Origin of the sequence: Alistipes megaguti (assembly GCF_944320325.1) — a bacterium.
GTDB classification, from domain to species: domain Bacteria; phylum Bacteroidota; class Bacteroidia; order Bacteroidales; family Rikenellaceae; genus Alistipes; species Alistipes megaguti.
In genome coordinates this window covers 1-25426 of record NZ_CALUHA010000034.1, presented here as the reverse complement: position 1 = coordinate 25426, position 25426 = coordinate 1, and the positions used below count along the sequence as shown (strand labels likewise).

At 61.1% G+C, this 25426-nt stretch carries 20 protein-coding genes and 1 pseudogene; 7 read left to right on the top strand and 14 right to left on the bottom strand.

From position 1 onward, the window contains the following. Positions 1–381: 381 nt before the first annotated feature. From PUQ42_RS08730 to PUQ42_RS08685, 10 genes are all read right to left on the bottom strand, one after another. Entirely contained in the window at positions 382–2238 is a 1857-nt protein-coding gene (locus tag PUQ42_RS08730) for a biotin/lipoyl-containing protein (RefSeq protein ID WP_273373025.1), read from the bottom strand. A gap of 263 nt (positions 2239–2501) precedes the next feature. Further along, positions 2502–3524, bottom strand: a complete 1023-nt coding sequence (locus PUQ42_RS08725; protein WP_087310500.1) for an AI-2E family transporter — start codon at positions 3522–3524, stop codon at positions 2502–2504. Between the two features lie 176 nt (positions 3525–3700). Continuing rightward, positions 3701–4294 (bottom strand): HAD family hydrolase, encoded by a 594-nt coding sequence (locus PUQ42_RS08720; RefSeq protein ID WP_087310502.1) that lies wholly within the window; start codon positions 4292–4294, stop codon positions 3701–3703. A 238-nt stretch (positions 4295–4532) separates the two neighbouring features. Beyond that, complete coding sequence (locus PUQ42_RS08715) at positions 4533–6749, bottom strand: sodium-translocating pyrophosphatase (protein ID WP_087404345.1); 2217 nt, start codon at positions 6747–6749, stop codon at positions 4533–4535. A gap of 411 nt (positions 6750–7160) precedes the next feature. Next, a complete protein-coding gene (gene nqrF / locus PUQ42_RS08710) occupies positions 7161–8423 on the bottom strand; it encodes an NADH:ubiquinone reductase (Na(+)-transporting) subunit F (protein WP_122121167.1) in 1263 nt (420 codons plus the stop codon). Between the two features lie 17 nt (positions 8424–8440). Next, the gene (gene nqrE, locus PUQ42_RS08705; protein WP_087310508.1) at positions 8441–9070 is read right to left on the bottom strand and encodes an NADH:ubiquinone reductase (Na(+)-transporting) subunit E; all 630 of its coding nucleotides are present in this window, start codon (positions 9068–9070) and stop codon (positions 8441–8443) included. Between the two features lie 11 nt (positions 9071–9081). Further along, positions 9082–9708, bottom strand: coding sequence for an NADH:ubiquinone reductase (Na(+)-transporting) subunit D (locus PUQ42_RS08700; RefSeq protein WP_239405961.1), 627 nt, complete (start codon positions 9706–9708; stop codon positions 9082–9084). Then, positions 9701–10564 carry a Na(+)-translocating NADH:ubiquinone reductase subunit C gene (locus PUQ42_RS08695; RefSeq protein ID WP_273373020.1) on the bottom strand — a complete coding sequence of 288 codons (864 nt, stop codon included), beginning with the start codon at positions 10562–10564 and terminating at the stop codon, positions 9701–9703. The genes PUQ42_RS08700 and PUQ42_RS08695 overlap by 8 nt, the downstream gene beginning before the upstream one ends. Before the next feature lie 7 nt (positions 10565–10571). Continuing rightward, entirely contained in the window at positions 10572–11762 is a 1191-nt protein-coding gene (nqrB, locus tag PUQ42_RS08690; RefSeq protein ID WP_273373018.1) for an NADH:ubiquinone reductase (Na(+)-transporting) subunit B, read from the bottom strand. Between the two features lie 20 nt (positions 11763–11782). Next, positions 11783–13138, bottom strand: a complete 1356-nt coding sequence (locus PUQ42_RS08685; RefSeq protein ID WP_122121174.1) for a Na(+)-translocating NADH-quinone reductase subunit A — start codon at positions 13136–13138, stop codon at positions 11783–11785. 271 nt (positions 13139–13409) lie between these two features. Between PUQ42_RS08685 and PUQ42_RS08680 the strand changes: the two genes are divergently transcribed. The 4 genes and pseudogenes from PUQ42_RS08680 to PUQ42_RS08665 all read left to right on the top strand — a co-directional run bounded on the left by PUQ42_RS08680 (position 13410) and on the right by PUQ42_RS08665 (position 16354). After that, positions 13410–14039 (top strand): TatD family hydrolase, encoded by a 630-nt coding sequence (locus tag PUQ42_RS08680; protein ID WP_273373016.1) that lies wholly within the window; start codon positions 13410–13412, stop codon positions 14037–14039. Then, positions 14032–14751 (top strand): annotated as a pseudogene (locus PUQ42_RS08675) (tRNA threonylcarbamoyladenosine dehydratase); the annotation flags it as partial. The gene PUQ42_RS08680 and the pseudogene PUQ42_RS08675, both read left to right, overlap by 8 nt. Positions 14752–14888: 137 nt before the next feature. Next, the gene (locus tag PUQ42_RS08670) at positions 14889–15827 is read left to right on the top strand and encodes an NAD(P)-dependent oxidoreductase (protein ID WP_273373015.1); all 939 of its coding nucleotides are present in this window, start codon (positions 14889–14891) and stop codon (positions 15825–15827) included. Between the two features lie 2 nt (positions 15828–15829). Continuing rightward, positions 15830–16354 (top strand): prolyl-tRNA synthetase associated domain-containing protein, encoded by a 525-nt coding sequence (locus tag PUQ42_RS08665; RefSeq protein WP_273373013.1) that lies wholly within the window; start codon positions 15830–15832, stop codon positions 16352–16354. 65 nt (positions 16355–16419) lie between these two features. On the opposite strand, the gene PUQ42_RS08660 is transcribed toward PUQ42_RS08665, so the two are convergent. From PUQ42_RS08660 to alaS, 3 genes are all read right to left on the bottom strand, one after another. After that, on the bottom strand, positions 16420–16656 hold the full coding sequence (locus PUQ42_RS08660) for a Bor/Iss family lipoprotein (RefSeq protein ID WP_475652129.1): 237 nt from the start codon (positions 16654–16656) through the stop codon (positions 16420–16422). Between the two features lie 187 nt (positions 16657–16843). After that, positions 16844–18373: a 2,3-bisphosphoglycerate-independent phosphoglycerate mutase gene (gene gpmI / locus PUQ42_RS08655; RefSeq protein ID WP_273373009.1), complete on the bottom strand. Its 1530-nt coding sequence runs from the start codon at positions 18371–18373 to the stop codon at positions 16844–16846. A 19-nt stretch (positions 18374–18392) separates the two neighbouring features. Further along, a complete protein-coding gene (alaS, locus tag PUQ42_RS08650; protein WP_273373027.1) occupies positions 18393–21014 on the bottom strand; it encodes an alanine--tRNA ligase in 2622 nt (873 codons plus the stop codon). 93 nt (positions 21015–21107) lie between these two features. On the opposite strand from alaS, the gene PUQ42_RS08645 reads away from it, so the two are divergent. Genes PUQ42_RS08645 through PUQ42_RS08635 form a run of 3 tightly spaced genes read left to right on the top strand, consistent with a single transcriptional unit; the run spans position 21108 to position 23696 of the window. Continuing rightward, positions 21108–22130 (top strand): M23 family metallopeptidase, encoded by a 1023-nt coding sequence (locus PUQ42_RS08645; RefSeq protein ID WP_087310530.1) that lies wholly within the window; start codon positions 21108–21110, stop codon positions 22128–22130. Between the two features lie 4 nt (positions 22131–22134). Further along, on the top strand, positions 22135–23085 hold the full coding sequence (locus tag PUQ42_RS08640; protein ID WP_122121181.1) for a M23 family metallopeptidase: 951 nt from the start codon (positions 22135–22137) through the stop codon (positions 23083–23085). Continuing rightward, positions 23085–23696 (top strand): HAD family hydrolase, encoded by a 612-nt coding sequence (locus PUQ42_RS08635; protein WP_087310534.1) that lies wholly within the window; start codon positions 23085–23087, stop codon positions 23694–23696. The genes PUQ42_RS08640 and PUQ42_RS08635 overlap by 1 nt, the downstream gene beginning before the upstream one ends. A gap of 642 nt (positions 23697–24338) precedes the next feature. Here the strand turns inward: PUQ42_RS08635 and PUQ42_RS08630 are convergent. Next, positions 24339–25426, bottom strand: a 1088-nt coding sequence (locus PUQ42_RS08630) for a RecB family exonuclease (RefSeq protein ID WP_273373007.1), incomplete at its 5' end; no start/stop codon positions are given.

Sequence of the window (25426 nt, the reverse complement as noted above, 5' to 3'; positions counted from 1 at the left end):
TTAGCTAAGATACAAATTTTATATTACATTGGCAATCAATTCGTTATAAAGTTTTATTCTTTTTACGACAGTCCCTAATTACTACTCCCTTCATACACGCGATGTGGCCGCTTGGCAATCCGCCACTCCCCCCACCTGCAAAATTCCCGCACCAAACAATTTACACCGATTCCATCACAAAGCACCACTTCGTGAAGCTATCCTGAGGTGTGTGGAGTCCGTACAGACCAGGGCGATTGCCGATTGCATCAGCAAGAAAAGACGGAGGGAGGGGGGTAGGCGGCAGAGTCTATGGCGGAGCAAGGCAGGAAAGGGAAGAGGGCAAAAAGAAAACCGCCCGCAACCCAGGTTGCAGGCGGTCGTTCTCAAGTCGAAAGGTTATCAACCGATGTCGACCAGCGGAGCGTCCGTCGGAACGTTCTGGCCCACGCTTACAAAGATCTGCTTCACCTCGCCGGCATAATCCGTCGTGATGGAGTTCTCCATCTTCATCGCCTCGAGAACCAGAATCTCGTCGCCGACCTTCACTTGATCGCCGACCTTCACCTTCAGCTCGATCACACGACCCGGCAGCGGTACCGTAACGGCCTTGCCCTGAATGGTGATCGAAGTGGCTTCCGGCTCGGCAGCCGGCTTCGAGGCCGGAGTGGCAGCCGGCTTCGAGGCCTCGTAGGCCTTCACCTTCTCGTTCGTCAGGAAGGTCTTCGCTACAAGCGGGAACAGCTCCAGCAGCAGCACCTCCTTCTCGTTGGCCGCCAGTTTCACGCCGCCGGCCTCGGGAAGCGTCGGATTCGGCTGCATCTGGTATTTCGACGTATCATAGGGGGTCTCCTCACGCACACCGCAGATCTTGAAGCGGAACTCCGGATCGATCTTCACCGGCGTCTTGCCGTATTCGCCCCTCACCAAGCCGACAAACTGCGACGATTTGTTCGTGTACATCGGACGGCCGGCTTTTTCGTCCAGGGCGCAGTTCACGGCTTGAGCACCCACGATCTGCGACGTCGGCGTCACCAGGGGCGGAAGTCCTGCGGCCAGACGAACCGTCGGGATCAGCTCCATGGCGCGCGGAAGGATCTCCTCGGCCTTCAACTGCTTGAGCTGGGCCACCATGTTCGAGTACATGCCGCCCGGGATCTCGGCCTTCTGGACCAGTTCGTTCGGAGCCGGGAAGCCGAAGTAGGCCTCGATCTTGCGGCAGGCGTCGATCGTAGCAGCCTCGTCGTCGGCCTGCGCAGCCTTGATGGCGCGGTCGAACAGGGCGTCGATCTCCGCCGGCAACTTGTCCGTCAGCGGGTTGAAAGGTTTCGGCTCGGGTTTCTCCACGCCGAAGACCGACATGTTCAGCTCCTTGCGGATCTCACGCAGCTGCGTGTTGATCTTCGCGACGGCCTCCATGTTGACACCCAGGTCGATGCCCAGCTTCTTGCAGAAGACGTAGACCAACTCGATGGCCGGAGCTCCCGTGCCCTCGGCGAAATACCAGCAGTTCGTATCGACGATGTCGACGCCCGCGATGATGGCGGCCAGCACCGATGCCAGACCGTAACCCGGCGTACAGTGGGTATGGAAGTCGACCGGAATCGAGAGGTTCTGCTTGAAGAGTTTGACCAGCGTGGCAACGCGGCGCGGCGGAATCAGTCCCGACATATCCTTGATCGTGATCATGTCGGCGCCCAGTGCGGCCATCTGGCGGGCCTTGTCGAGGAAATAGGCATCGGTGAAGACCGGAGCCGGATTCTTCTTGCCCTTGAGCTTGTCCCAGAAGCTCAGCGCCGGATATTTCGGGTCCACCGTATAGCAGACGGCGCAATCGGCAATGCCGCCGTACTGCTTGACATATTTGACCGTGGATTTTACGTTGTCGACGTCGTTCAGCGCATCGAAAATACGCATGATACCCAGTCCGCTCTCAATCGCATTGCGGCAGAAGCCGTCGATAATCTCGTCCGTATAGGGCGAATAGCCGAAGAGGTTGCGGCCGCGCGAGAGGGCCGTGAGTTTCGACACGTTGCCGACGGCCTTGTAGATCGTCTCCAGACGCGTCCACGGATTCTCGTTCAGGTAACGCATCACCGAGTCGGGCACGGCGCCGCCCCAAACCTCCATCGCATAGAAATTCGCATCCTTGTAGAACGGCAGGCAGCGGTCGATCTGCTCCTGGTTCATACGCGTCGCAAACGACGACTGCTGGCCGTCGCGCAACGTCAGATCTCTGATTTTGAGATTTCTTGCCATTTGTATTCCGATTTTACTGTTATTACAATAACAAAGGTAGTAAAGCCGTACAAATTTGCAACTTTTTTATGGGATTTTTTACAAAAAGATGTCAAAAAGACCCTTCACGATAAGGAAACGGGGTATTCGGAGGGTGCAACGAGGCTGTGAATCGAGGACGAAAAGGCAGTCCGGCGTGCGGTAACGACACCGGAACGGAGTGCCGTCGGCGGAGGAAACCGGCTATCGGAAAGGATCTTACGGGGTAAACGGCCGGCGGAGAGTCACTGGCAGATGCGGTTCCGCTCCAGGTAACGGCACTTGAAGAGGTTGACGAAGTAGAGAAACATCGCCAGAAGCAGTGGTCCGAAGATCACCCCCATGAAGCCGAAGAGCGAAAGCCCGATAATGACCCCGAAGATCGTCACCAGCGGATGGGTATGGGCCATGCGCCGCTGCATCAGGAAACGCACGACATTATCCACGTGGGTAACCACCAGCGTCCCGTAGAGCGTCAGCCCGATAGCCGGCGCCCAGCTACCGGTCAGGGCCATAAAGAGTGCCAGCGGAATCCACACCAATGCCGTGCCGACGATCGGGATGACCGTCGCAAAGCAGGTCAGCACCCCCCAGAACAGCGGACTCGGAGCCCCGAACACCAAATAGCCCACGTAGGCCACGATGCCCTGGATGACGGCCAGCAGCGGGATGCCGATGGCATTCGAACGGACGATAAGGTGGATTTCGTGGATAACCTTGCGCGAGATGCGGGGGTCGAAGGGCATCAGAGAACTGCAGTAGGCCTCCATCCGGCGACCGCCGGTGAGCATGAAGTAAAGCACGAAGAGCAGCACCACGAGGTTGATGGCGAAATCGACTGCCCCGACCACCACCCACTGCCCCACGCGCGGAATATATCCCAACAGCCACCGCACGTTGGCCTCGGACCAGAGTTCGTAGCCCGTGCGCGCCTCGACCAGTTCGACAAGGTGTTTCACCGGGACGAGGATCGAACGCGGATCGACCACCACACGCTGGACCTTCACGGCGACCATCCAGCCGATCAGCGATATGGGAATCAGAAAGCAGATCACCGCCTCCGCCAACAGCACCGTAGCAGCCAAACTCGGACGCCAGTGCCGGTGTTCGGTCAGTTGCCACAGCTGACGCCGCAGCAGAATGTAGATCGTCACGGCTCCGAGCAGTCCGCCCAGAAAGGGAAGGATCTCCACGAAGATCGTCACGCCCAGGCCGGCGATCAGTACATAGAGCGAATATCGCCCGTATTTCTCACGAAAGGATGACATACGCGGTCTCTGTGCTGCAAGGAGCGTGCCGCAACATACGCGAGAGGACGGGCATGAAGGGGCTCGATGCCAAGAGGGAGAGGTGTACGGGGAGGTACTCAACGCCGACGCGGTCCAAGAGATGGCCGGGAGAAATACCCAACGGCGAAGCGGGCCAGGAAGTGTCGGGCGGAGGCTCAGCCGAGCAGCTGCCGGCGCAGCGTCGCACAAGAAGCCGACGGATTCCGGTGGTCGAAGAGGAAACCGTGGATGCCCAGCCGTTCGGCCGCTGCGACGTTGGCCTCGCGGTCGTCCACAAAGAGGCTCTGCGAGGGATCGAGACCGTAACGCTCGAGCAGAATCTCGTAGATGCGCGGCTCGGGTTTGACGACAAGCTCCTCGCACGAGATGACCTCGCCGTCGAAAAGTCCGTAGACCGGGAAACGGCGCAGGTGGGCGATGAATTCGTGGGCCATGTTCGACAGAACATACAACCGGAAGCGGCCCGAAGCCTTCAGGTCGCGGACAAGCTGCTCGGTCACCGGAATCGGCTCCTGCAGGTCAATGGCCTGTTGCAGCACCTCGGCACAGCGGGCGTAGGTCTGGCCCGTCATCTCCACAAGCGTACGGGTCACCGACTCCAGCGTATTGGTGCCCCGGTCGTAATCCTCCCAGAAGCGAGGCATTTGAGGCGCCCGCAAAAAGCTGAAATAACCCAGCAGATCCGCATCGCATTTCCGTTTGTCACGGGCGAACAGCACGCCCCCAAGATCGAATATGATATTTTTCATGGTCGTCGTTTTCGGGGGCAAAGATACGGATCCTCCTGCGCAGAAGCAAATTTTGCACGCCCGTTCCGCCCATACGGCACAGAAAAAGGAGACAGCCCTCTTTGGAGAGCTGTCTCCCTGAATCGCGCATCGAACGGTATGAGGCATGAACCGGTCGGTCGTTTCGCGGTTCGCACAACCCGCATTCCGAACCGGGCAAAGGCATCGGCGCACACCCCTCCCTCTTCCGGTCCCCGGGTCAGAAGAGGTGCCAGACCACCGTAAGGCCCGCCATGACGATCGAGACCATCGACATCAGCTTGATGAGGATGTTGAGCGACGGGCCCGAGGTATCCTTGAAGGGATCGCCCACCGTATCGCCCACGACCGTCGCCTTGTGGCATTCGGAGCCCTTACCGCCGAAGTGTCCCTCCTCGACCATCTTCTTGGCGTTATCCCACGCTCCGCCGGCATTGGCCATGAAGACCGCCAGCACGAAGCCCGAACTCAGGCCGCCGATCAGCAGCCCCATGACGCCCGCCACGCCGAAGATCAGACCGACGGCCACCGGAACGATGATGGCCAGCAGGCTCGGGAACAGCATCTCACGCTGTGCTCCGCGCGTCGAAATAGCCACGCAGCGCGCATAATCGGGCGTTCCCTCGCCGGTGAGAATCCCCCGGATCTCGCGGAACTGACGCCGTACCTCCTGCACCATGCTCTCGGCGGCACGCCCCACGGCGTTCATCGTCAGGCCGCAGAAGAGGAACGACATCATCGCCCCGATGAAGATGCCGACAAGCACCGTCGGGTTCATCAGCGAAATATGGTAGTAATCCATGAAATCGAGGATCGAGGCGTCCTGCACGAAGCGCGTCGCACCACCCGGCAGGTCGAGCATCGTCACGCCGTTATGCAGCAGTCCGATGCGGATCTCCTCGATATACGAGGCCAGCAGCGCCAGGGCCGTCAGCGCCGCCGAACCGATGGCAAAGCCCTTGCCCGTGGCGGCCGTCGTATTGCCCAGCGCATCGAGCGCATCGGTGCGTTTGCGAACCTCGGGGCCCAGACCGCTCATCTCGGCGTTGCCGCCCGCATTGTCGGCAATCGGACCGTAGGCGTCCGTGGCCAGCGTGATGCCCAGCGTCGAGAGCATGCCCACGGCTGCAATGCCGATGCCGTAGAGCCCCAGCGAGAGGTTCTGCGGCGCCAGCATGTTCTCCACGTCAAAACCGATGGCGCACAAGTAGGCCAGGATGATCGCCACGCCGATCGTCACCACCGGAACGGCCGTCGAGATCATGCCCGACCCCACACCCGCGATGATGACCGTCGCCGGACCGGTCTGCGAACTGCCGGCGATCTTCTGCGTCGGTTTATACGAGTGCGACGTATAGTACTCCGTGGCCTGGCCGATGACGATGCCCGCCACCAGCCCCGTGATGACCGAGAACGACAGCCCCAGCCAGTTCTGGATCCCCAGCAGGTAGAGGATGCCGAATGTCGCCGCGGCGATGAGCAGCGAACTGAAGTTGACCCCCACGCCCAGCGAACGCAGCAGGTCGCGCATCGAGGCCCCCTCCTTCGTGCGGACCAGGTAGATGCCCACGATCGAGAGGACGATGCCCACCGCCGCAATCAGCATCGGAGCCAGCACCGCCTTCAGTTGCAGAGCCTCGCTGCCCGCCGTGGCAAAGGCCGCCGCACCGAGGGCTGCCGTCGCAAGGATCGAACCGCAGTAGCTTTCGTAAAGGTCGGCACCCATGCCTGCCACGTCACCCACGTTGTCGCCCACGTTGTCGGCAATCGTCGCCGGGTTGCGCGGGTCGTCCTCCGGGATGCCCGCCTCGACCTTGCCCACCAGGTCGGCGCCCACGTCGGCCGCCTTCGTATAGATGCCGCCGCCGACGCGCGCAAAGAGCGCCTGCGTCGAGGCACCCATGCCGAAGGTCAGCATCGTCGTGGTGATGACCACCAGTTTCTGCGGTCCGGCCACGTCGACAAACGCATTCAGGATGACATACCAGAACGAGATATCGAGCAAGCCAAGGCCCACGACCACCAGTCCCATCACGGCGCCGCTGCGGAAGGCCACCTTCAGCCCCCGGTCGAGCGACTGCTGCGCCGCATGAGCCGTACGCGCCGAGGCATAGGTCGCCGTCTTCATGCCGAAGTAGCCGGCCAGTCCCGAGAAGAAGCCTCCGGTCAGGAAGGCAAACGGAACCCAGCCGTTCTGCACACCCGCCCCGTAGGCCAGGTAGGCGAAGAAGAGGGCCAGAATCACAAAGACAATGCCCACGACCTTGTACTGCTGGCGCAGGTAGGCCATCGCCCCCTTGCGCACGTGGGCCGCAATCTCACGCATGCGCTCCGTACCCTCGTCCTCGCGCTTCATCAGCCGGTAGAAGGCCCACGCAAAGAGCAGAGCCACGATCGAGGCCGCGGGTACAACCCAGAAAATTGTCGGAATGTTCATATCAGGTAGTTGTTTGGTGATTGGCTTATTTGTTATAAAGGTACGAAAATATTGCGAATCCGGTGTCGTTCAGCGCGATATTTCGGCAAAAAAAACAGAGATTGGGCGGTGCAAGGAGGAGTCGGAGGGCCGTATGCAGGCTCGGGACGCGGCAGGTCGGGACGCGACAGGTCGGGACGCGACAGGTCGGGACGCGGCTGGTCGGGACGACAGCAGGTCGGGACGACAGCAGGTCGGGACGACAGCAGGTCGGGACGACGGCCCGCCCGAATGCCCGGAATCCGCCCGAAAGGGGCTCCGGTTCGAACGGCGCTGTTCCTCAGCGGCAAACTGCTCTGACACCGGCCGGACTGACAAAAAGAGCCGGGACCCGATCGGGTCCCGGCTCTTTTCTCCGGTTGGCGGCCGCTATCAGCTGCCGAAGTTGTCGTAGAGGATATTCTCAGGCGGCACGCCCAGCGAGTCGAGCATCTTCACCACCGACGAGATCATCATCGGAGGTCCGCACATGAGGTAGATGCAGTCCTCCGGGGCCTGATGGTTCTTCAGGTAGTTCTCGTAGAGGACGTTGGCCACATAGCCCGGCGTATAGGGGATACCGGCGGCATCGGCCTCCGGATCCGGACGGTCCAGCGCCAGATGGAACGAGAAATTCGGGAACTCCTTCTCGATCTCGTGGAACTCGTGCAGGTAGGGAGCCTCCTTCAGCGCACGCGCTCCGTACCAGAACGATACCGGACGCTTCGTCTTCTCGGTCTTGAACAGATGCATGATGTGGCTGCGCATCGGGGCCATGCCGGCGCCGCCGCCCACGAAGATCAGCTCCTGCGTGTCGGGCAGGTTGTCCGGCAGGAAGAACTCGCCGTAGGGGCCCGAGATCGTCACCTTGTCACCCGGCTTGCGCGAGAAGATGTACGACGAGCAGATGCCCGGGTTCACCTTCATGAACGTACCCGTCGCACGGTCGAACGGCGGCGTAGCGATACGGATGTTCAGCATGATGATGTTGCCCTCGGCCGGGTGGTTGGCCATCGAGTAGGCGCGGAACGTCGGCTCGGGGTTCGTCGCCACCAGATCCCACATCTTCATGCGGTCCCAGTCGGCACGGTAACGCTCGTCGATGTCCATGTCCGAGAACTTGATCGCATCGTACTTCGGAATGTCGATCTGGATGTAGCCGCCGCTGCGGAACTTCAGGTGCTCACCCTCCGGGAGCTTCACCACGAACTCCTTCAGGAAGGTCGAGATGTTGCGGTTCGATACCACCGTGCACTCCCACTTCTTCACGCCCAGCACGGCCTCCGGCACATGGATCTTCAGATTCTCCTTCACCTTCACCTGGCAGCCCAGACGCCAGTGGTCCTTGGCCATCTTGCGCGTGATGAAGCCCGTCTCCGTCGGAAGCAGCTCGCCGCCGCCCTCCAGCACCTGGCACTTGCACATGCCGCACGATCCGCCGCCACCGCACGCCGAGGGAAGGAATACCTTGTTGTTGGCCAACGTCGCCAGAAGCGTCGATCCGCTCTCCGTCGTGATGACCTTCTCACCGTTGTTGATGTCGATCGTCACGGCCCCCGACGTGGTCAGCTTCGCCTTGGCGTACAGCAGCAGAGCCACCAGCACCAGCGTGATGACCAGAAAGGCCACGATCGCTATGATTATCGTTGTTGTCATTGTTCGAATCTCTTAGTTTAGAACTGAATACCCGAGAAGATCATGAAGGCGATACCCATCAGACCCGTAATGATGAAGGCGATGCCCGGGCCCTTCAGCGCCGCCGGTATGTGCGAATAGGTCGTCTTCTCGCGAATGGCCGCCATCATCACGATCGCAAGCCACCAGCCCAGACCCGAGCCCAGTCCGTAGGCGATCGACTGCCACAGGGTCTGCAGTTCGCCCGCGTCGACCTTCTGCTGCATGAACAGCGAACCGCCCATGATGGCGCAGTTCACCGCAATCAGCGGCAGGAAGATGCCCAGCTGGTTGTAGAGCGTCGGCGAGAACTTCTCGACGACCATCTCCACAAGCTGCACGAAGGCCGCAATCGTGGCGATGAAGACAATGAACGACAGGAAATTCAGATCCACACTCTCCGGAATGGACGGTATCCACGCGTGAAGCGCCCCCGGACGCAGGATGTATTCATACAAGAGGTAGTTCAGCGGTACGGTCATCACCATCACGAACGTGACGGCGGCGCCCAGTCCCAGTGCCGTCTTCACGCTCTTCGACACGGCGATGTACGAGCACATGCCGAAGAAGAAGGCGAAGACCATGTTGTCGATGAAGATCGACCGGATGAAGATATTCAATGATTCCATATGCTATCCTCCTATTTTTCCTGTAAGTCCTTGTTGCGCGAACGGTGCACCCAGATGATGCAGCCCACGATGATCAGCGCCATCGGCGGGAACAGCATCAGACCGCAGTTCGAATAGAATCCGCCCTCGGTCATGTACCAGCTCTCCGGGATGATCCGGAAGCCCAGCAGGCTCCCCGAGCCGAACAACTCCCGGAAGAAGGCCACGATCACCAGAATCATGCCGTAGCCCAGACCGTTGCCGATGCCGTCGAGGAACGACGCCCACGGCTTGTTGCCCAGCGCGAAGGCCTCCACTCGTCCCATCACGATGCAGTTCGTGATGATCAGACCCACGTAGACCGACAACTGTTTCGAAATCTCGTAGACATAGGCTTTCAGCACCTGGTCCACCAGAATCACCAGCGCGGCGATCACCACCAGCTGCACGATGATGCGGATACGCGCCGGAACGCCGTTGCGCAGCAGCGACATCACCAGGTTCGAAAAGGCCGTCACGACCGTTACGCTCAGCGCCATCACGATCGCGGGCTTGAGCTGGACGGTTACGGCCAGTGCCGAGCAGATTCCCAGAATCTGCACGATGACCGGGTTGTTCGCGGAGAACGGACCCGTCAGATATTTCATGTTGTTACTCATGGCTTTCCGCATTTTCTTCGTTCGACTCCTCCTCCGTTGCCGCCGGCGCCGGTTCCGGCTCCGACTGACGTTTCGATTCCAGCAGCGGCAGGTAGTTCTTCAAGCTGTTGTAGAGCATCGCCGACACACCGTCCGAGGTCTTCGTGCCGCCCGTAATGGCGTCCACCTCGTGCGCCGGGTCCTTCGCCCCGCCCTTGCGAAGCGTCACCGACACGAACTTGTTACCCTCGAAAATCGTCTTCCCGACGAATTTCGCCTGATACTTCGCCGTGGCGATCTCGTCACCCAGACCCGGGGTCTCACCCTTGTGGGCCATGATGATGCCGGCGATGGTATTCATGTCCTTCTCCAGGGCTACATATCCCCACACGGGGCCCCACAGGCCCATACCCGTCACGGGAATCACCACGCGGCCGTCCTTGGACTCGAAGATCGGGAACTTCCCGGCGGCAAAGGCCCCCGGAAGGTCGTTCAGCAGCGCGAAGACGTCGCCGTCAACCCGCCCGCCCTGCGCGTCGACCACATAGGCGTCGATGAACTCGTCGTACGACTCTCCCTCGGCCGACAGCGACGCAAGGATGTTGCGTTTCTTCTCGTTCAGGTCGTTGGCGTCCTGACGCGGTTTGAGCGCCAAAGCCGCCACGGCCAGCAGCACCGCCACGATCACCACCATCACCGTCGAATAGAGGACGATATAGGCGTTGCTGTTCGTATCGCCGAGCAGGCCCTTCTTCTTCGGCTCCGTCACCTCGGTGAATTCCGAAGCCGGAGCGGCGCAAACGGGACACGTTGCGGGTGCGGCGTCTCCCTCGTGGATGTAGCCGCAAACGTTGCATTTGAATTTTTTCGTTGCCATAGCTCCCCTATTTTGCGAGTTTCACACGTTTCTTGCGCCGCGAGATGTTCGCCTCGACCACGAAGTAGTCGACCAGCGGCGCCAGCGCGTTCATGAAGAGGATCGAGAGCATCATACCCTCCGGGTAGGCCGGGTTCACCACGCGGATCAGCACAGCCAGAGCACCCGTCATGAAGCCCACGATGTACTTGCCCTTGTTGGTCTGGGCCGAGGTCACGGGGTCCGTGGCCATGAAGACCGCGCCGAAGGCAAAGCCGCCCACGATCAGGTGCCACCACGCCGGAACATCCTTCATATAGGTCAGCATCGCGATCAGCGACTTGTTCTCCTCGGCCAACTCCTTCGTCGCACGGAGCGCTTCGATATCGGCCGTTCCGCCGATCCAGTTGAAGAGAAGGCCTATGGCCAGTCCGCCGACGAAGACCGAAATCATCGTCCGCCACGAGGCGATGCCCGTCCACAGCAGGATCGCGGCGCCGATCAGGATGGCCAGCGTCGAGGTCTCGCCGAACGAACCCGGGATCATGCCCAGGAAGGCGTCCAGCGGCGAGAAGCTCATCGTACCGGTCGAACCCAGCTGTTCGAGCGCCGTGGCGCCCGTGATGCCGTCGACCTGCGCCCCCATCATCGTCCAGTTCGAATACCAGACCGTCTCGCCCGACATCGAGGGCGTATAGGCGAAGAAGGCGAACGCACGGGCCAGAAGCGCCGGGTTGAAGACGTTCATGCCCGTACCGCCGAAGACCTCCTTGCCGAAGATCACGGCGAAGGCCGTCGAGAGTCCCACCATCCACAGCGGCGTCGAGACGGGGAAGATCATCGGGATCAGGAGACCCGTCACGAGGAAGCCCTCGTTGACCTCATGACCGCGCACCTGCGCGAAATAGAATTCGATGGCCAGACCCACGATGTACGACACGCACACCATCGGCAGCACCCGCACCAGTCCGTAGATGAAGGCCCGGAATCCTTCCAGACCCACCTGTGCGCCGGTCCACCAGCAACCGAACAGGAACGCCGGCATCAGGGCCAGAACAACCATGATCATCGTACGTTTCATGTCGTTGCAGTCCCGGATGTGCGCGCCCTTCACGGTCGTCGTGTTCGGCACGAAGAGGAACGTTTCGAACGCTTCGAACGTCGATTCCAGGAAGCCCAGTTTCCCGCCTTTCGAGAACGTGGGCTTGATTTTATCCATCAGTTTGCGAAGTCCCATCTTTAAGCCTCCTTGATCATTAAGTTAATACCGTCGCGGATGATCTGCTGGATCTCGGTCTTCGACGGATCCACGAATTCGCACAGCGCGAAATCCTCCTCCGTCACCTCGTAGATGCCCAGATTCTCCATCTTGTCGATGTCGCCCGCCAGGCACGCCTTCAGCAGGTACATCGGATAGATGTCCATCGGCAGATACTGCTCGTAGAGACCCGTGACGACGAATGGACGCTCGCCGCCGTTCATGTTCGTATCCAGGTCGTAGGCCTTGTGCGGGAAGAGCCACGAGAAGTAGGCCCGCGATACGGAGAACTTCTTCAGACGCGGCATCGCCCACCCCAGCAGTTCGTACTTGTTGCCCTCGGGGATGGCCGTCAGCTGGTGGGCGTAGAAGCCCAGATAGCCGTCCAGCGCCGTCTTCGTGCCCGTGAGCACGTTGCCCGAGATGAAGCGCACCGAGTCGCCCTCCTTCTGCGGACGGACGTTCCCGCCGACGATCGAGTCGACCTTCGCCCCGCCGATCACACGCACGTACTGCGGATGCTCGATCTCGGAGCCTGCCACGGCGATGGTCTTCGTCATGTCGACCTTGCCCTCGTTGAACAGCCGGCCGATGATGGCCAGATCCTGGATGTTGACCGTCCAGACCAGATCGTCCTTGTTGATCGGGTCGATGTGGTGGATCTGCACGCCGACGTTGCCTGCCGGGTGTTTGCCCCGGAAGGTGTGGAGCTCGACGCCCTGCAGTTTGGGCATCTCACCCTCGTGGCCGGCCAGCACCGACAGGTGGACCTTGCCGTCGGTGAGCTTGTGCATCACCTCGAGACCCGTCTGAAGGTTCTGCTGCTCGCCCTTCAGCGCAAAGTTGTAGTCCGGAGCCAGCGGCGCCGTATCGAACGCCGAGATGAAGACCGCCTTCGGCGTATCGGCCGGATTGGCAATGATGCCGTACGGCCGCTGGATCAGCATCGGCCACAGGCCCGAACGAAGCAACAGTTCGACAACCTCCTCGCGCGTGGCCTTCCCAAGCGACGGAATCGTGAACGTCTCGTACTCCTGTACGGAGTCCGGCGTCACCGTCACCGTAAGCACCTTGCGCTTCTCGCCGCGGTTGATGGCCGACACCGTGCCGCTGACCGGCGACGTGAAGAGGATCCGCTCGTTGAACTTGTTGAAGAACAACGCCGTTCCGGCCTTCACCCGATCGCCTGCCTTGACCAGCAGTTTCGGTGTCACACCCTCGAAATCCAACGGTGAGAGGGCATACTCCGAAGCCATCGGCGCCGTGGCCAACGTCTCCTGAGCCTTACCCACCAGATTGATGTCTAAACCCTTGCGTAGTGTAATGATTTTCGACATGGTGTAAGATTTTGAGTTATTTGTGTGTTGGGTTTTCCCATTTCATTCCTCCGCTCCGACGCCCGCACACACCCCTTCCCATACGGGATTCCGGCGTTGCTGCGGCCGATTTTCAGATTGTGTCGGATTGACTCTTACTGTTAGCGCGCTAACTCTGTTAGCAGACTAACAGCTTTACCGCGTGCGAAAGTACGAATTTTTTTCCGATATCCGCCCTCTCGTCGACCATTATTTCCTAAATTTACTTAAAATTTCTACTTTTGCTCGGAAAATGGCCCCGTATGTCAACATACACACCCATCGCCCGACGGGTAACGGAATCGAACTCCGGGCCGAAGGCATCCACCCCTGGAGGGCCGATCGCACAACTGCCGAGGAGTTTACCGCGCGTTTCGACGCTCGTCCAGACGGTCAAACCGACGGCCAGTCCGACGGCCGCGTGCAGGCCATCGGCGAGATCGGGCTCGATTACGCCTGCGCGGTCGACCGGCAGCTGCAGCTCGACGTGCTGCGAATGCAACTCGCGCTGGCACGGCGCCGGGGACTGCCCGTCGTGCTGCACTGCGTGAGGGCCTTCGAGCCGCTGATGCACGAACTGGCAGTCTGCCCGCCCCGCGCCGCAGTCTTCCACGGATTCATCGGATCCCCGGAGCAGGCCCGCCAGGCTCTCGGACGCGGCTACATGCTCTCATTCGGCGAGCGGACGTTCGCCTCACCGAAGAGTCTGCGCGCCCTGCAGGAGGTGCCGCTCACGCAGCTGTTCCTCGAGACGGACGATGATCCCGTGACGATCGAATCCATCTACGAACGGGTGGCCGCACTGCGCGGAATCAGGCTCGAAGAGCTGAAACAGGCCACGCTGGAGAATTATGAACGCATATTCGCAAAACAGAATGGATAACTGGCTGGAGAGAACCGAACTGCTGCTGGGCCGAGAGAAACTCGACCGGCTGAAACGCGCACACGTCCTGGTCGTGGGACTCGGCGGCGTGGGAGCCTATGCCGCCGAGATGGTGGCCCGGGCCGGCGTGGGGAGGATGACCATCGCCGATGCCGACGCGGTCACCCCCTCGAACATCAACCGCCAGCTCGTCGCCCTGCACTCGACCGTCGGGCGGCAGAAGGCCGACATACTGGCCGAGCGGCTGCGCGACATCAACCCCGAGATCGAACTCGAGGTCGTCAACCGCTACATCCGCGACGAGGAGACCTACCGGCTGCTCGACGCCGCATCCTACGATTATGTGGTCGATGCCATCGACACCCTCTCGCCCAAACTGGCGCTGATTGCCGCCGCCCTCGAACGCCGCTTGCCGCTGGTCAGCTCGATGGGCGCCGGGGCCAAGATGGACCCCACGAAGCTCGAAATCGCCGACATCTCGAAGACCCACCACTGCCCGCTGGCCCACATGCTCCGCAAACGGCTCCACAAACTCGGGATCCGAAGCGGTTTCCGGGCCGTCTTCTCGCCCGAGCCGATGCGCGAAGGGGCGATGATCCTTTGCGAGGAGCAGAACAAGAAGTCGAACGTCGGCACGATCTCCTACATCCCGGCGCTGTTCGGCATCGGATGCGCCTCGGTCGTCATCCGCGGGCTGATCGGCGAGCTCGACGCTCCGGCTCAGGCGGGAGCTGCGAAGCCGAGGGAGCCGGGTGTACGGATGGCTCCGGCAGCAGACTCCGGCGTCCAGGTCCCGGACGGCGCCTCTCCGAAATCGGAACAGCAACAAGACCTTATAAATAAAGAGTCATGAAACCCAACATCGTCTTTCTGGATGAATACTCGCTGGGCGGAGCCGACCTTTCGGCCATCCGCTCGCTGGGCAACTACACCGCCTACGAAACGACCCGTCCCGACGAGATCGTCGGGCGCTGCATGGAGGCCGACATCGTCATCACCAACAAGGTGCCCTTCAATGCCGCCACGCTGCGCGCCCTGCCCCGGCTGCGGCTGATCTGCATCGCCGCCACGGGCATGAACCACATCGACCTCGCGGCGGCCGCCGAACAGGGCATCGCCGTGAAGAATGCCGTCGGATACTCGACCCACTCGGTGACCGAAACCACCATCGGCGCCGCCATCGCCCTCCTGCGGCAGGCGGTCTACTACGACCGCTACACGAAGAAGCACTACGCCGGGGCCGACCGCCAGTTCCACTTCGGCCGCACGACCCATCAGCTCTACGGCTCGCACTGGGGCATCGTCGGGCTCGGAAATATCGGACACAGCGTCGCACGCGTGGCCGAAGCCCTCGGCTGCGAGGTGGCCTACACCTCGACGTCGGGCGTCGCACGCCAGGAGGCCTACCCGATGATGCCGCTCGACACGCTGCTGGCCTGGGCCGACGTTGTCTCGATCCACTGCCCGCTCAACGACCGCACGCGCGGGCTGATCGGTGCCCGCGAGCTCGCCCGCATGAAGCCGTCGGCCCTCTTGATCAACGTCGCACGCGGCGGAATTGTCGACGAGGCGGCACTGGCCGCTGCGCTCGATGCCGGTCAGCTGGCCGGAGCCGCACTGGACGTCTTCGTCCACGAACCGCTGGAAAAGGGAAATCCCCTGCTCACGGTCCGCGAACCCGACCGGCTGCTGCTCTCGCCCCACAACGCCTGGTCGCCCGTCGAGGCCGTCGAGGTGCTGGTCGAGTGCATCGCCCGCAACATCCGCGAAAACTGGAAAAACGACTGACGATGGAGACGCAGCAAATCATCCTGCCGCCGGTCGACGAACGCCGGCAGCGGGTCTTCGACTGGCTCGATGCCCACGGGATCCGCTACACGTGGTACGAACACCCCGAGGCCCCGACCATCGAGATCGCCCGCCAATACTGGCACAACGACGGCTCGAAGCATTGCAAGAACCTCTTCTTCCGTAACCACAAGGGCGACCGGCACTACCTCGTCGTATTCGACTGCGAGCAGTCGCTGGCCATCCACGATCTGGAGCACCGCCTGCATCAGGGCAAACTGTCGTTCGCCTCGGAGCAGCGCATGGCCCGCTGGCTGGGGCTGCAGCCCGGTTCGGTCTCGCCCTTCGGCCTCATCAACGATCCGGCAAACCAAGTCCACCTCTTCCTCGACGCCAATCTGCGCCGCTGGCCCGCCCTCTCGTTCCACCCGAACGACAACCGCACCACGGTGGTCATCCCGCAGGAGGAGTTTGCCAAATTTCTCGCCGCTGTCGGAAATGCCTACGAATATATCGAACTTTACTGACGGCTCTTCCGCGCCCACAGCCTGCAAGAAAGGGGGCTGTCTAACAATCTTAGACAGCCCCCTTTTCATTGATCCGACTTGATTTTTCCATTCTGTACCGGGACCTGCAGATCCCGCAACGGGATATAAAATTTGGTCTGCGTCGGGGTATAAATACCGAAGGTTATGCCCGAAATCAACATGTTCACAAAGCTTTGGTTGGTCTTTACCACGAAATTCTCCGCATCGTTCACATATTCCGAAGCATCGAGTTTGTTTTTACCAACCGGAACCAGTCCTTCGATGATGTGGTGATTCCACACTTGATTTATCTGCACCAACGGTTCATTGGGCTTTACATCCCCATACAGGATCCTCGTGGAATAGCAGGAAGTCGCGCTTAACGCGATGGCAAGGCTAAATACCCCCCCCCCATACATAATTTCTTCATAAAATCAAGCCGGTTAAATAAAATTATTCAATTTGTCCGATACTTAAAGCAGGTATTTCTCATTTCATCTCGACGAGAACCTTGCCGGTCATCTCCTCGGGCTGCGGAAGATCCATCAGTTTCAGCACCGTCGGAGCCACGTCGGCCAGAATACCGTTATGAACGGCCTTCACGCGATCCGACACAACCACGATGGGCACCGGATTGAGCGAGTGCGCCGTATTCGGCGTGCCGTCCGGGTTGATCGCGTTGTCGGCATTGCCGTGGTCAGCGATCATCACCACCTCGTAGCCGTTGGCCCTGGCTGCCTCAACGACCTTTGCCACGCACTGGTCAACAGCCTTCACGGCCTTCACGATGGCATCGTAGACACCCGTGTGGCCCACCATGTCGCCGTTGGCAAAGTTCAGGCAGATGAAGTCGAACTTCCGCTCGCCCAGCGCGGCTACCAGTTTGTCGGCAACCTCCGGAGCCGACATCTCGGGCTGAAGGTCGTACGTAGCCACCTTCGGCGAGGCAACCAGAATACGCTCCTCACCCGGGAATTTGTCCTCGCGGCCGCCGTTCAGGAAGAAGGTCACGTGGGCATACTTCTCCGTCTCGGCAATACGCAGCTGTTTCAGACCCTGCTTCGAAACCCACTCGCCGATCGTATCGGGCACGTCGGCCTTGTCGAAGAGGATGTGCAGACCCGTGAACTTGGCGTCGTACGGCGTCATGCAGCAGTAGTAGAGCGGCATGGTGTGCATCCCGGCCTCCGGCATGTCCTGCTGCGTGAGAACGATCGTCAGCTCCTTGGCGCGGTCGTTGCGGTAGTTGAAGAAGATCACCAGATCGTTCGGGCGGATCAGTCCGATCGGCTGGCCCGCGGCGTCCACATGGACGATCGGCTTGATGAATTCGTCCGTCACCTCGTTGGCGTACGACTTCTCGACGGCTGCCACCATATCCGTGTCGTGCTCGCCCACACCCTCAACAAGGGCGTCGTAGGCAACCTTCACACGCTCCCAGCGTTTGTCGCGGTCCATGGCGTAGTAGCGGCCGATCACCGTGGCGATCTTGCCGCCCGTCTTCGAGAGGTGCTCCTCCAGTTGGGCGATGAAGCCCTTGCCGCTGTGCGGGTCGGTATCACGGCCGTCCATGAAGCAGTGTACGTAGGTGCGGTCCGATACGCCGTACTCCTGCGCAATGTCGCACAGTTTGAAGAGGTGCTCGAACGACGAGTGCACGCCGCCGGTCGACGTCAGACCCATGAAGTGGACGCCGACACCCTTCTCCTTCGCATACCCGAAAGCCTTCACGATCTCGGGATTCTTCAGAATCGAGTTGTCGCGGCACGCCCGGTTGATCTTCACCAGATCCTGGTAAACGACACGTCCGGCACCGATATTGAGGTGACCCACCTCCGAGTTGCCCATCTGCCCCTCGGGGAGACCGACATTCTCGCCGTCGGTGCGCAGTTCGGCGTGGGGATACTTCTCGGTCAGGGCCGAAATGTAGGCCGGATGGGCCGTCCAGATCACATCAGCCTTGTCGTGATGGCCGTCTCCCCAGCCATCGAGGATCATCAATAATACCTTGTTGCTCATATCTCTCTCATTTTTGATGTTATTTTACTTGTGCAGAAATCAGTTCCACGGCCTTGTCAATGGCTGCCTGCAGCCCGTCGGCCTTCTTGCCGCCGGCCGTGGCGAAGAACGCCTGGCCGCCACCGCCGCCCTGCATCAGTTTCGCCGCCTCGCGGACTACGGCACCGGCATTGACGCCCTGCGCCGTGATCTCGTCGCCCAGCATCACCGTCAGCGTCGGTTTGCCATCGAACAACGACCCTACGACCAGCACCAGGCGCGGAAGACGCTGCCGCAAATTGTAGGCCAGATCCTTCACCAGATCCGGACGACGGTCCGTCTGCTGGGCGAAGAGCTGCATGCCCTCCCGCTCGGGAACCGATGCGGCGATCTTGTCGGCCCACTGCGCCACCTGTTCGCGGTGCATCGCCTCGACCTCCTTCGAAAGCGCCTCGTTGCTCTCGAGCATCTTCTTCACGGCCTGTACCACCTGCGGGTTATTGAGGCTCTCGGCCAGGCTGCGCATCGTATCCTCGGCTGCGTAGATCATCTTCTCGGCCTGCTCGCCCGTGACGGCCTCGATACGCCGTACGCCGGCCGAAATGGCACTCTCCGAAAGGATCTTGAAGAAGCCGATCGTTCCGGTCGAACGCGTGTGCGTTCCGCCGCACAACTCGACCGACGTGCCGAAGCGCACCATGCGGACCCGGTCGCCGTACTTCTCGCCGAAGAGCATCATCGCTCCGGCAGCCTCGGCCTCCTCCTTCGTCGCCGAGCGGTTCTCGATGAGCGGGTAGTCGGCACGAACGGCCCGGTTGACCAGATGCTCCACCTCGCGCAGCTGTCCGGGCGTCACCTTCTGGAAGTGCGAAAAGTCGAATCGCAGCATCTCCGGCGTGACGAGCGAACCCTTCTGCTCGACGTGCGGGCCCAGCACCTTGCGCAGCGCCTCGTGGAGCAGGTGGGTGGCCGTATGGTTGTTGGCAGCGCTCTGCCGCTTCTCGGGATCAACCTTGGCCGTAAATTCGGCCGAGGGGTTCTCCGGAAGCTGGTTGACGATGTGGATGATCAGACCGTTCTCCTTCTCGGTAGCCACGACCGGAATGCGCTCGTTAATGCTCTCGATGAAGCCGATATCGCCGATCTGACCGCCCGAATTGCCGTAGAACGGCGTGCGGTCGAAGACCAGCTGATACGACGTCTTGCCCTTCGACGTCACGCGGCGGTAGCGGGCAATATGGATCTGCTCGGTGAGCGTATCGTAGCCCGTGAAGATGCTCTCCTTGATCGGGATCAGCTCCACCCAGTCGTCCGTATCGACGGCCGCGGCGTTGCGCGAACGCTCCTTCTGGGCCTGCAACTCCTGCTCGAAGGCATCCAGGTCGACCTCAACGCCCTGTTCGCGGGCGATCAGCTCGGTCAGGTCGATCGGGAAGCCGAACGTATCGTACAGCACGAAGGCATCCTTGCCCGAAATGCGGTTCGCGCCCTCCTTCTTCGTGCGGGCAATCACGCCGTCCAGCAGGTTGATACCCGTAGCCAGCGTCCGCAGGAAGGCGGCCTCCTCCTCCTCGATCACCTTCATGATGAGCGTCTGCTGCGCCTTCAGCTCGGGGAACTGGTCCCCCATCTGCTCGACCAGACCCGGTACCAGCCGGCAGATCGTCGGCTCGGTGAAGCCCAGGTAGGTATAGCCGTAACGAACGGCCCGGCGCAGGATGCGACGGATCACGTAGCCCGCCTTGACGTTCGACGGAAGCTGTCCGTCGGCAATCGAGAAGGCGATGGCGCGCAGGTGGTCGGCGATCACGCGCATGGCAATGTCCGACTTTTCATCCTCGCCGTAGCGCTTGCCCGCCATGGCGGCGATGCGCGCGATGGTCGGCTGGAAGACGTCCGTATCGTAGTTCGACTTCTTGCCCTGCAGAATCATGCACAAGCGCTCGAAGCCCATGCCCGTATCGACGTTGCGCGCCGGAAGCTCCTCGAGCGAACCGTTGGCCTTGCGGTTGAACTGCATGAAGACCAGGTTCCAGATCTCGATCACCTGCGGGTGGCCGGCATTGACCATCTCGCGGCCCGGCTTTGCAGCGATCTCGGCCTCGTCACGCAGGTCGTAGTGGATCTCCGAGCAGGGGCCGCACGGTCCCGTCTCGCCCATCTCCCAGAAGTTGTCGTGCTTGTTGCCGCGGATGATGTGATCCTCGGGCAGGAAGCGGCGCCAGTAGTCGTAGGCCTCCTGATCGAAGGGCACGCCGTCCTCCTCCGAGCCCTCGAAGACGGTGGCATACATACGCTCGGCCGGCAGGTGGTAGACATCGTGCAGCAGCTCCCAGGCCCATGCGATCGCCTCCTTCTTGAAGTAGTCGCCGTAGGACCAGTTGCCCAGCATCTCGAACATCGTATGGTGGTAGGTGTCGTGTCCGACCTCCTCCAGGTCGTTGTGTTTGCCCGACACGCGAAGGCACTTCTGCGTATCGGCCGCACGCGGATACTTGCGCGGCGCATTGCCCAGGAAGATGTCCTTGAACTGGTTCATCCCCGCGTTGGTGAACATCAGCGTGGGGTCACCCTTCACCACCATCGGGGCCGAAGGAACGATTACGTGGCCCTTCGACGCAAAGAAGTCGAGAAAAGCCTGTCTGATTTTATTGGACTCCATCATATATTATCCTGTTTTCGCGTTCTTGTTTCGGGTTGCAAAATTACACATTTTAAACTAAATTTGCACCTCGCAGCAAGAGATTTTTCGGCAATGGGGCAAAAAGGTCACAGATTCGACAAAGAGGCACTCCGACACGGTGCCGACGAGCTGACGCATGAGGCACAGATCCTTACGCGCGACGTGGTGACGGCCCCCTTCCGACTGAAAACCTACCGCCTGATCCGCAAGATCCTCATCGGTTTCATCCTCGTCTCGATTGCCAACGTCCTCTTCTCCTACTTCTTCTACACGCCCAAGATGTACCGCATCCTGCGCGACAACCGCGAAACGGTCATCCGTTACCGCATCCTCCAGGACCGCATCCGCACGGCACAGCGCCGCGTCGACGAGATCCGCCACCGCGACAGCTACGTCTACCGCTCGCTCTTCTCGACCGACACGCTCTCGATCCCCGGCGTCTGGAAGCCCTACCCCGATTCGAAATACGCCCCGCTGGCCGACGACGACTACGCGCCGCTGATGGTCGGCACCTGGCGCCAGATCGACGCCCTGGCCCGCACGCTCTATCTCGAATCGGTCTCGATGGACGAGCTCCAGCAGCTCTCCCGGAACAAGGAGCAGCTGGCCATGGCCGTACCCGCCATCTGGCCCATCGACCGCAAGGCACTGCACAACAACCACATCGGCGCCTTCACCCCGCGCCGGTTCCACCCCGTGCTCCACCGCGTGATCGCCCACACGGGTGTCGACTTCGGCTGCGACCGCGGTACGCCCGTCTTCGCCACGGGCGACGCCGTCGTCGAGATCGCCTCCGAAAACGGATACAACGGCGGGTACGGACACCAGGTCCTTCTGAACCACGAATTCGGCTACAAAACCCGATACGCCCACCTGAGCGACGTGCTCGTCAAGCCCGGCGATACGGTCGTCCGCGGGCAGATCATCGCCCGAACCGGCAACACAGGCCGTTCGACCGGGCCCCACCTCCACTACGAGGTGATCCACAAGGGAGTCCCCGTCAACCCGATCAACTACTTCAACCGCGACATGACGGCCGAAGAGTATGAGCGTCTGATGGAGAACCTGCGCGAAACCAACTTCGAAAAGTATTGACGCCATGACCGGTAAGAAGGATCTCGAACGTCTCCGCCGACGCAAACGCCGCAAACAACGGATCTTGAGTGCAACCGTACACCTGTTCGTCTGGTTCGGCGTCGCCGTACTCTACTACATCGGCTTCTCGATCTTCTTCGACACGCCGTTCGAATATCAGCTCAAACACTCGACCGACCGCCTCCGCTCGGAATACCACGCCCTCGAACAGCGCTACGACTCGCTGTCGAGGGTCCTCGACAACCTCGCGGACCGCGATCGAAACGTCTTCCGCATCCTCTTCGAATCGGAGCCCTACGACTTCGAGGACGAGGTCGAACAGCGGCAGGCCGCCACCTACGAGAAGATCGTCGGACGCTCGACCCGCCAGCTCAAGCGCGAACTGAGGGAAGGAGTTCTCGCCATGGAGCAGCAGATGGTCCGGCTGAACGACTCCTACCTCGAACTCCAGGCCCGGATCGACACCGTCGGCAAGGGCTGCAACAACATCCCCTCGATCCAGCCCGTGATCAACAAACAGCTTACCCTGCTGACTGCCTCCTACGGCATGCGCATCCACCCCTTCTTCAAGACCCTGCAGTCGCATCAGGGCGTAGACTACACCATTCCCGAGGGTTCGCGCGTCTTCGCTACGGCCGACGGCGTGGTCCGCGACGCCTCGTCGCGAAATTCAACCCAGGGCCAGACCGTCGTCATCGACCACGGAAACGGATACGAAACCTCCTACAGCCACCTCTCGAAAATCAACGTCCGCAAGGGCCAGAGCGTCCGCCGCGGCGACATCATCGCCCTCTCGGGCGACACGGGCCTCTCGCTGGCACCCCACCTCCACTACGAGGTGCGCAAGGACGGCATGCGCGTCGACCCAATCCACTACTTCTTCATGGAGCTCACCCCGAGCGAATACCAGCGGCTGATGCGCATCGCACAGTCGGGCATGCAATCCTTCGACTGATGGCACCCGCAGGCAACGATACCCGAATCCGGCTGCTGCTGCTCGATTTCGACGGCACGCTGGCCGACACCCGTCGGGCCAATACGCTGGCCTATGTCGCCGCGCTGGGTGAGGCCGGCTATCCCCTGACCGGGGAGGAGTATGCGGCCCGCTACTTCGGCATGCGCTGCGAGGAGTTTCTCACGCAGTACGGCATCACCGACCCCGCCGAGCGCGAACGGATCCGTCGGCGCAAGATTGCCCTCTACCCGTCGTTCTTCGACTCGGTGCGGTTGAACCGCCCGCTGTGGGAGTTCTGCCGCCAGTTCCGCAGCCAGGGCGGCCGCGTATGGGTGGTCTCGACCGGAAGCCGCGCCAACATCGAAAACGTGATGCATCATCTTGGAATCGGAGGCCCCGACACCCCGGAGGACGAAGCTCCGCTCGGATGCGTCGACGGCATTCTCTCGGGGCAGGACATCGCCCGGGCCAAACCCCACCCCGACTGCTTTCTGGAGGTGATGCACCGCGAAGGGTGTTCGCCGCGCGAGACGCTCATCTTCGAAGATTCGCCGATCGGCATCGAGGCCGCCCGTCGAAGCGGTGCCGGCTACTTCGTCGTCAAGCTCTGACGGCAGAACAAACGCGGCAGAAGAGGGGACAAGGACCGGCAACAGTTGACAGAACAAACCTCACGACGGACCGGCAACGGCCAATCGGGAAGAGATGCAGCCGCCCGCAATACGTGCGGAAGCCCGCAATTCACACGAACCCGAGACCCGCACAAAACACTCCCAATTCACACAAAAAGCCCCAGGGAGTTTTCTCCCCGGGGCTTTTTATGCCTGTCGCCATTCGATCAGAAGCGCGGATCGTCGTACCGTCGGGGCGGCGTGGGCGGCTTCTGCTTCTTGGGTTTCTTCGGTTTTTGGGGTTTGCCAGGCTTTCCGGGCTTCTGCGGCCCGGGACGCTGCGGCCCGGGATGGTGGGGACCATAGCCCGGCGGAGGCGGCACCTCGTGGGGTGGACGGCGCGGCGGCCGAGGCCCGACGGGCCGGACGGGCCGGACGGCACATGAGGTGAACAGCAGTGAGAAGAGCAGGGTCGCAATCAGACCCACACTCCAGAATCGTCGCAGTTTCATGGTCGGAGGTGTTTAGGATTCTCTTACAAAGTTACACTTTTTTCCGGGACTGCAAAACTCTTTCCAGAACGGATCGTCCTCCCCGGTTGAGCCGAAAGACAAAACGAACCGGAAATACCGATCCCATACCCTACCGTTTGCAGATGATGTTGAAGTCGCAGTAGCGGCACGTATCCGCATCGGCACACTGCCGGAACGGTGTTGCCGGATCGTACATCTCGGCCAGCGTCGCGCGCACCAGCTCCTCGAAGCGTTCGGCATAGAGCGTATAGCGGCCGCCGCGGACGCCCGTCTCATGATCAACCAGCGTCGGGAGATACGTCTCCCGGTTCATCGCCCGCACGTAGTACAAGGTCGGCTCGGCATCGAGTCCCTGCGTGCGGTAGAGCATCATGGCGTAGAGCAGCGTCTGCAGGATGTTCGACAGGCGCTGCTTCCCCTCGCCGTGGAAGAGGCTGTCGAGCCCCGCGAACTCCAGATGCGGTGCCCCGGTCTTGTAGTCGACCACGCGCAGCGATCCGTCATCCAGCCGGTCGATGCGGTCGGCAATGCCCGCGAACTTCATCCGCAGCGTGCGCTCCCCGGCCCGGAAATCGAATCCGTACGAAACCGGCTGCTCGAGCCCCTGCACCGTGAAGCCGTCGTGCGCCGCGTCGTAGGGCATCACCCCGCCCCGCAGGTAGCGCGTCACGATATCCTTGACCAACAGCAGGTTGCCCGTATAGTCCTCCGTCGTGGCCTTCGGGTCGTTCAGGTAGTTCTCGTTGATCGACTCCTCGACGGCCCGGGCCACCTCCTTCGTGCGGAGCAGTGCGCGGAGCGTTGCGCCGGGGTGCGACTCGCCGACGATCCGCGTGTAGAGTTTCTGCAGCGCCGCGTGAAGGATCGTACCGAACATCGGCGCGTCGACCTCCTCCGAAATCTCGTCGTCGGTCTCCAGCCGCGCCACCGAGTGGAAGTAGAAGCGCAGCGGACACGCCACGTAGCGGTAAAAGGCCGTCGGCGAGAGGGTTGCCTTCGACGCCGGATCGGTGAAGCGCTCCAGGCGCTGCATCACCGCGGCATCCTTCGCCACCTCGATCGGTTCGCTCTGCGCCAGGTTGACGTCGACGCCCACCTCGATGCGCCGCAGCGGAATGCCGCTCTCGTAGTCGAGCTGGTAGATGTAGCGGCTCGGTTCGCCCGTCGACTTGTCGTCGGCATGCGAGCAGTAGACCA

Bases quoted from the DNA above. Each gene is read 5' to 3' on its own strand.
- PUQ42_RS08730 (WP_273373025.1), bottom strand. From the start codon at position 2,238: ATGGCAAGAAATCTCAAAATCAGAGATCTGACGTTGCGCGACGGCCAG.
- PUQ42_RS08695 (WP_273373020.1), bottom strand. From the start codon at position 10,564: ATGGCAACGAAAAAATTCAAATGCAACGTTTGCGGCTACATCCACGAG.
- PUQ42_RS08645 (WP_087310530.1), top strand. From the start codon at position 21,108: ATGGGGCAAAAAGGTCACAGATTCGACAAAGAGGCACTCCGACACGGT.
- PUQ42_RS08670 (WP_273373015.1), top strand. From the start codon at position 14,889: ATGAAACCCAACATCGTCTTTCTGGATGAATACTCGCTGGGCGGAGCC.
- PUQ42_RS08715 (WP_087404345.1), bottom strand. From the start codon at position 6,749: ATGAACATTCCGACAATTTTCTGGGTTGTACCCGCGGCCTCGATCGTG.
- PUQ42_RS08685 (WP_122121174.1), bottom strand. From the start codon at position 13,138: ATGTCGAAAATCATTACACTACGCAAGGGTTTAGACATCAATCTGGTG.
- alaS (WP_273373027.1), bottom strand. From the start codon at position 21,014: ATGGAGTCCAATAAAATCAGACAGGCTTTTCTCGACTTCTTTGCGTCG.
- PUQ42_RS08640 (WP_122121181.1), top strand. From the start codon at position 22,135: ATGACCGGTAAGAAGGATCTCGAACGTCTCCGCCGACGCAAACGCCGC.
- PUQ42_RS08680 (WP_273373016.1), top strand. From the start codon at position 13,410: ATGGCCCCGTATGTCAACATACACACCCATCGCCCGACGGGTAACGGA.
- nqrE (WP_087310508.1), bottom strand. From the start codon at position 9,070: ATGGAATCATTGAATATCTTCATCCGGTCGATCTTCATCGACAACATG.
- PUQ42_RS08665 (WP_273373013.1), top strand. From the start codon at position 15,830: ATGGAGACGCAGCAAATCATCCTGCCGCCGGTCGACGAACGCCGGCAG.
- PUQ42_RS08700 (WP_239405961.1), bottom strand. From the start codon at position 9,708: ATGAGTAACAACATGAAATATCTGACGGGTCCGTTCTCCGCGAACAAC.
- PUQ42_RS08720 (WP_087310502.1), bottom strand. From the start codon at position 4,294: ATGAAAAATATCATATTCGATCTTGGGGGCGTGCTGTTCGCCCGTGAC.
- nqrF (WP_122121167.1), bottom strand. From the start codon at position 8,423: ATGACAACAACGATAATCATAGCGATCGTGGCCTTTCTGGTCATCACG.
- PUQ42_RS08635 (WP_087310534.1), top strand. From the start codon at position 23,085: ATGGCACCCGCAGGCAACGATACCCGAATCCGGCTGCTGCTGCTCGAT.
- PUQ42_RS08725 (WP_087310500.1), bottom strand. From the start codon at position 3,524: ATGTCATCCTTTCGTGAGAAATACGGGCGATATTCGCTCTATGTACTG.
- gpmI (WP_273373009.1), bottom strand. From the start codon at position 18,373: ATGAGCAACAAGGTATTATTGATGATCCTCGATGGCTGGGGAGACGGC.
- nqrB (WP_273373018.1), bottom strand. From the start codon at position 11,762: ATGGATAAAATCAAGCCCACGTTCTCGAAAGGCGGGAAACTGGGCTTC.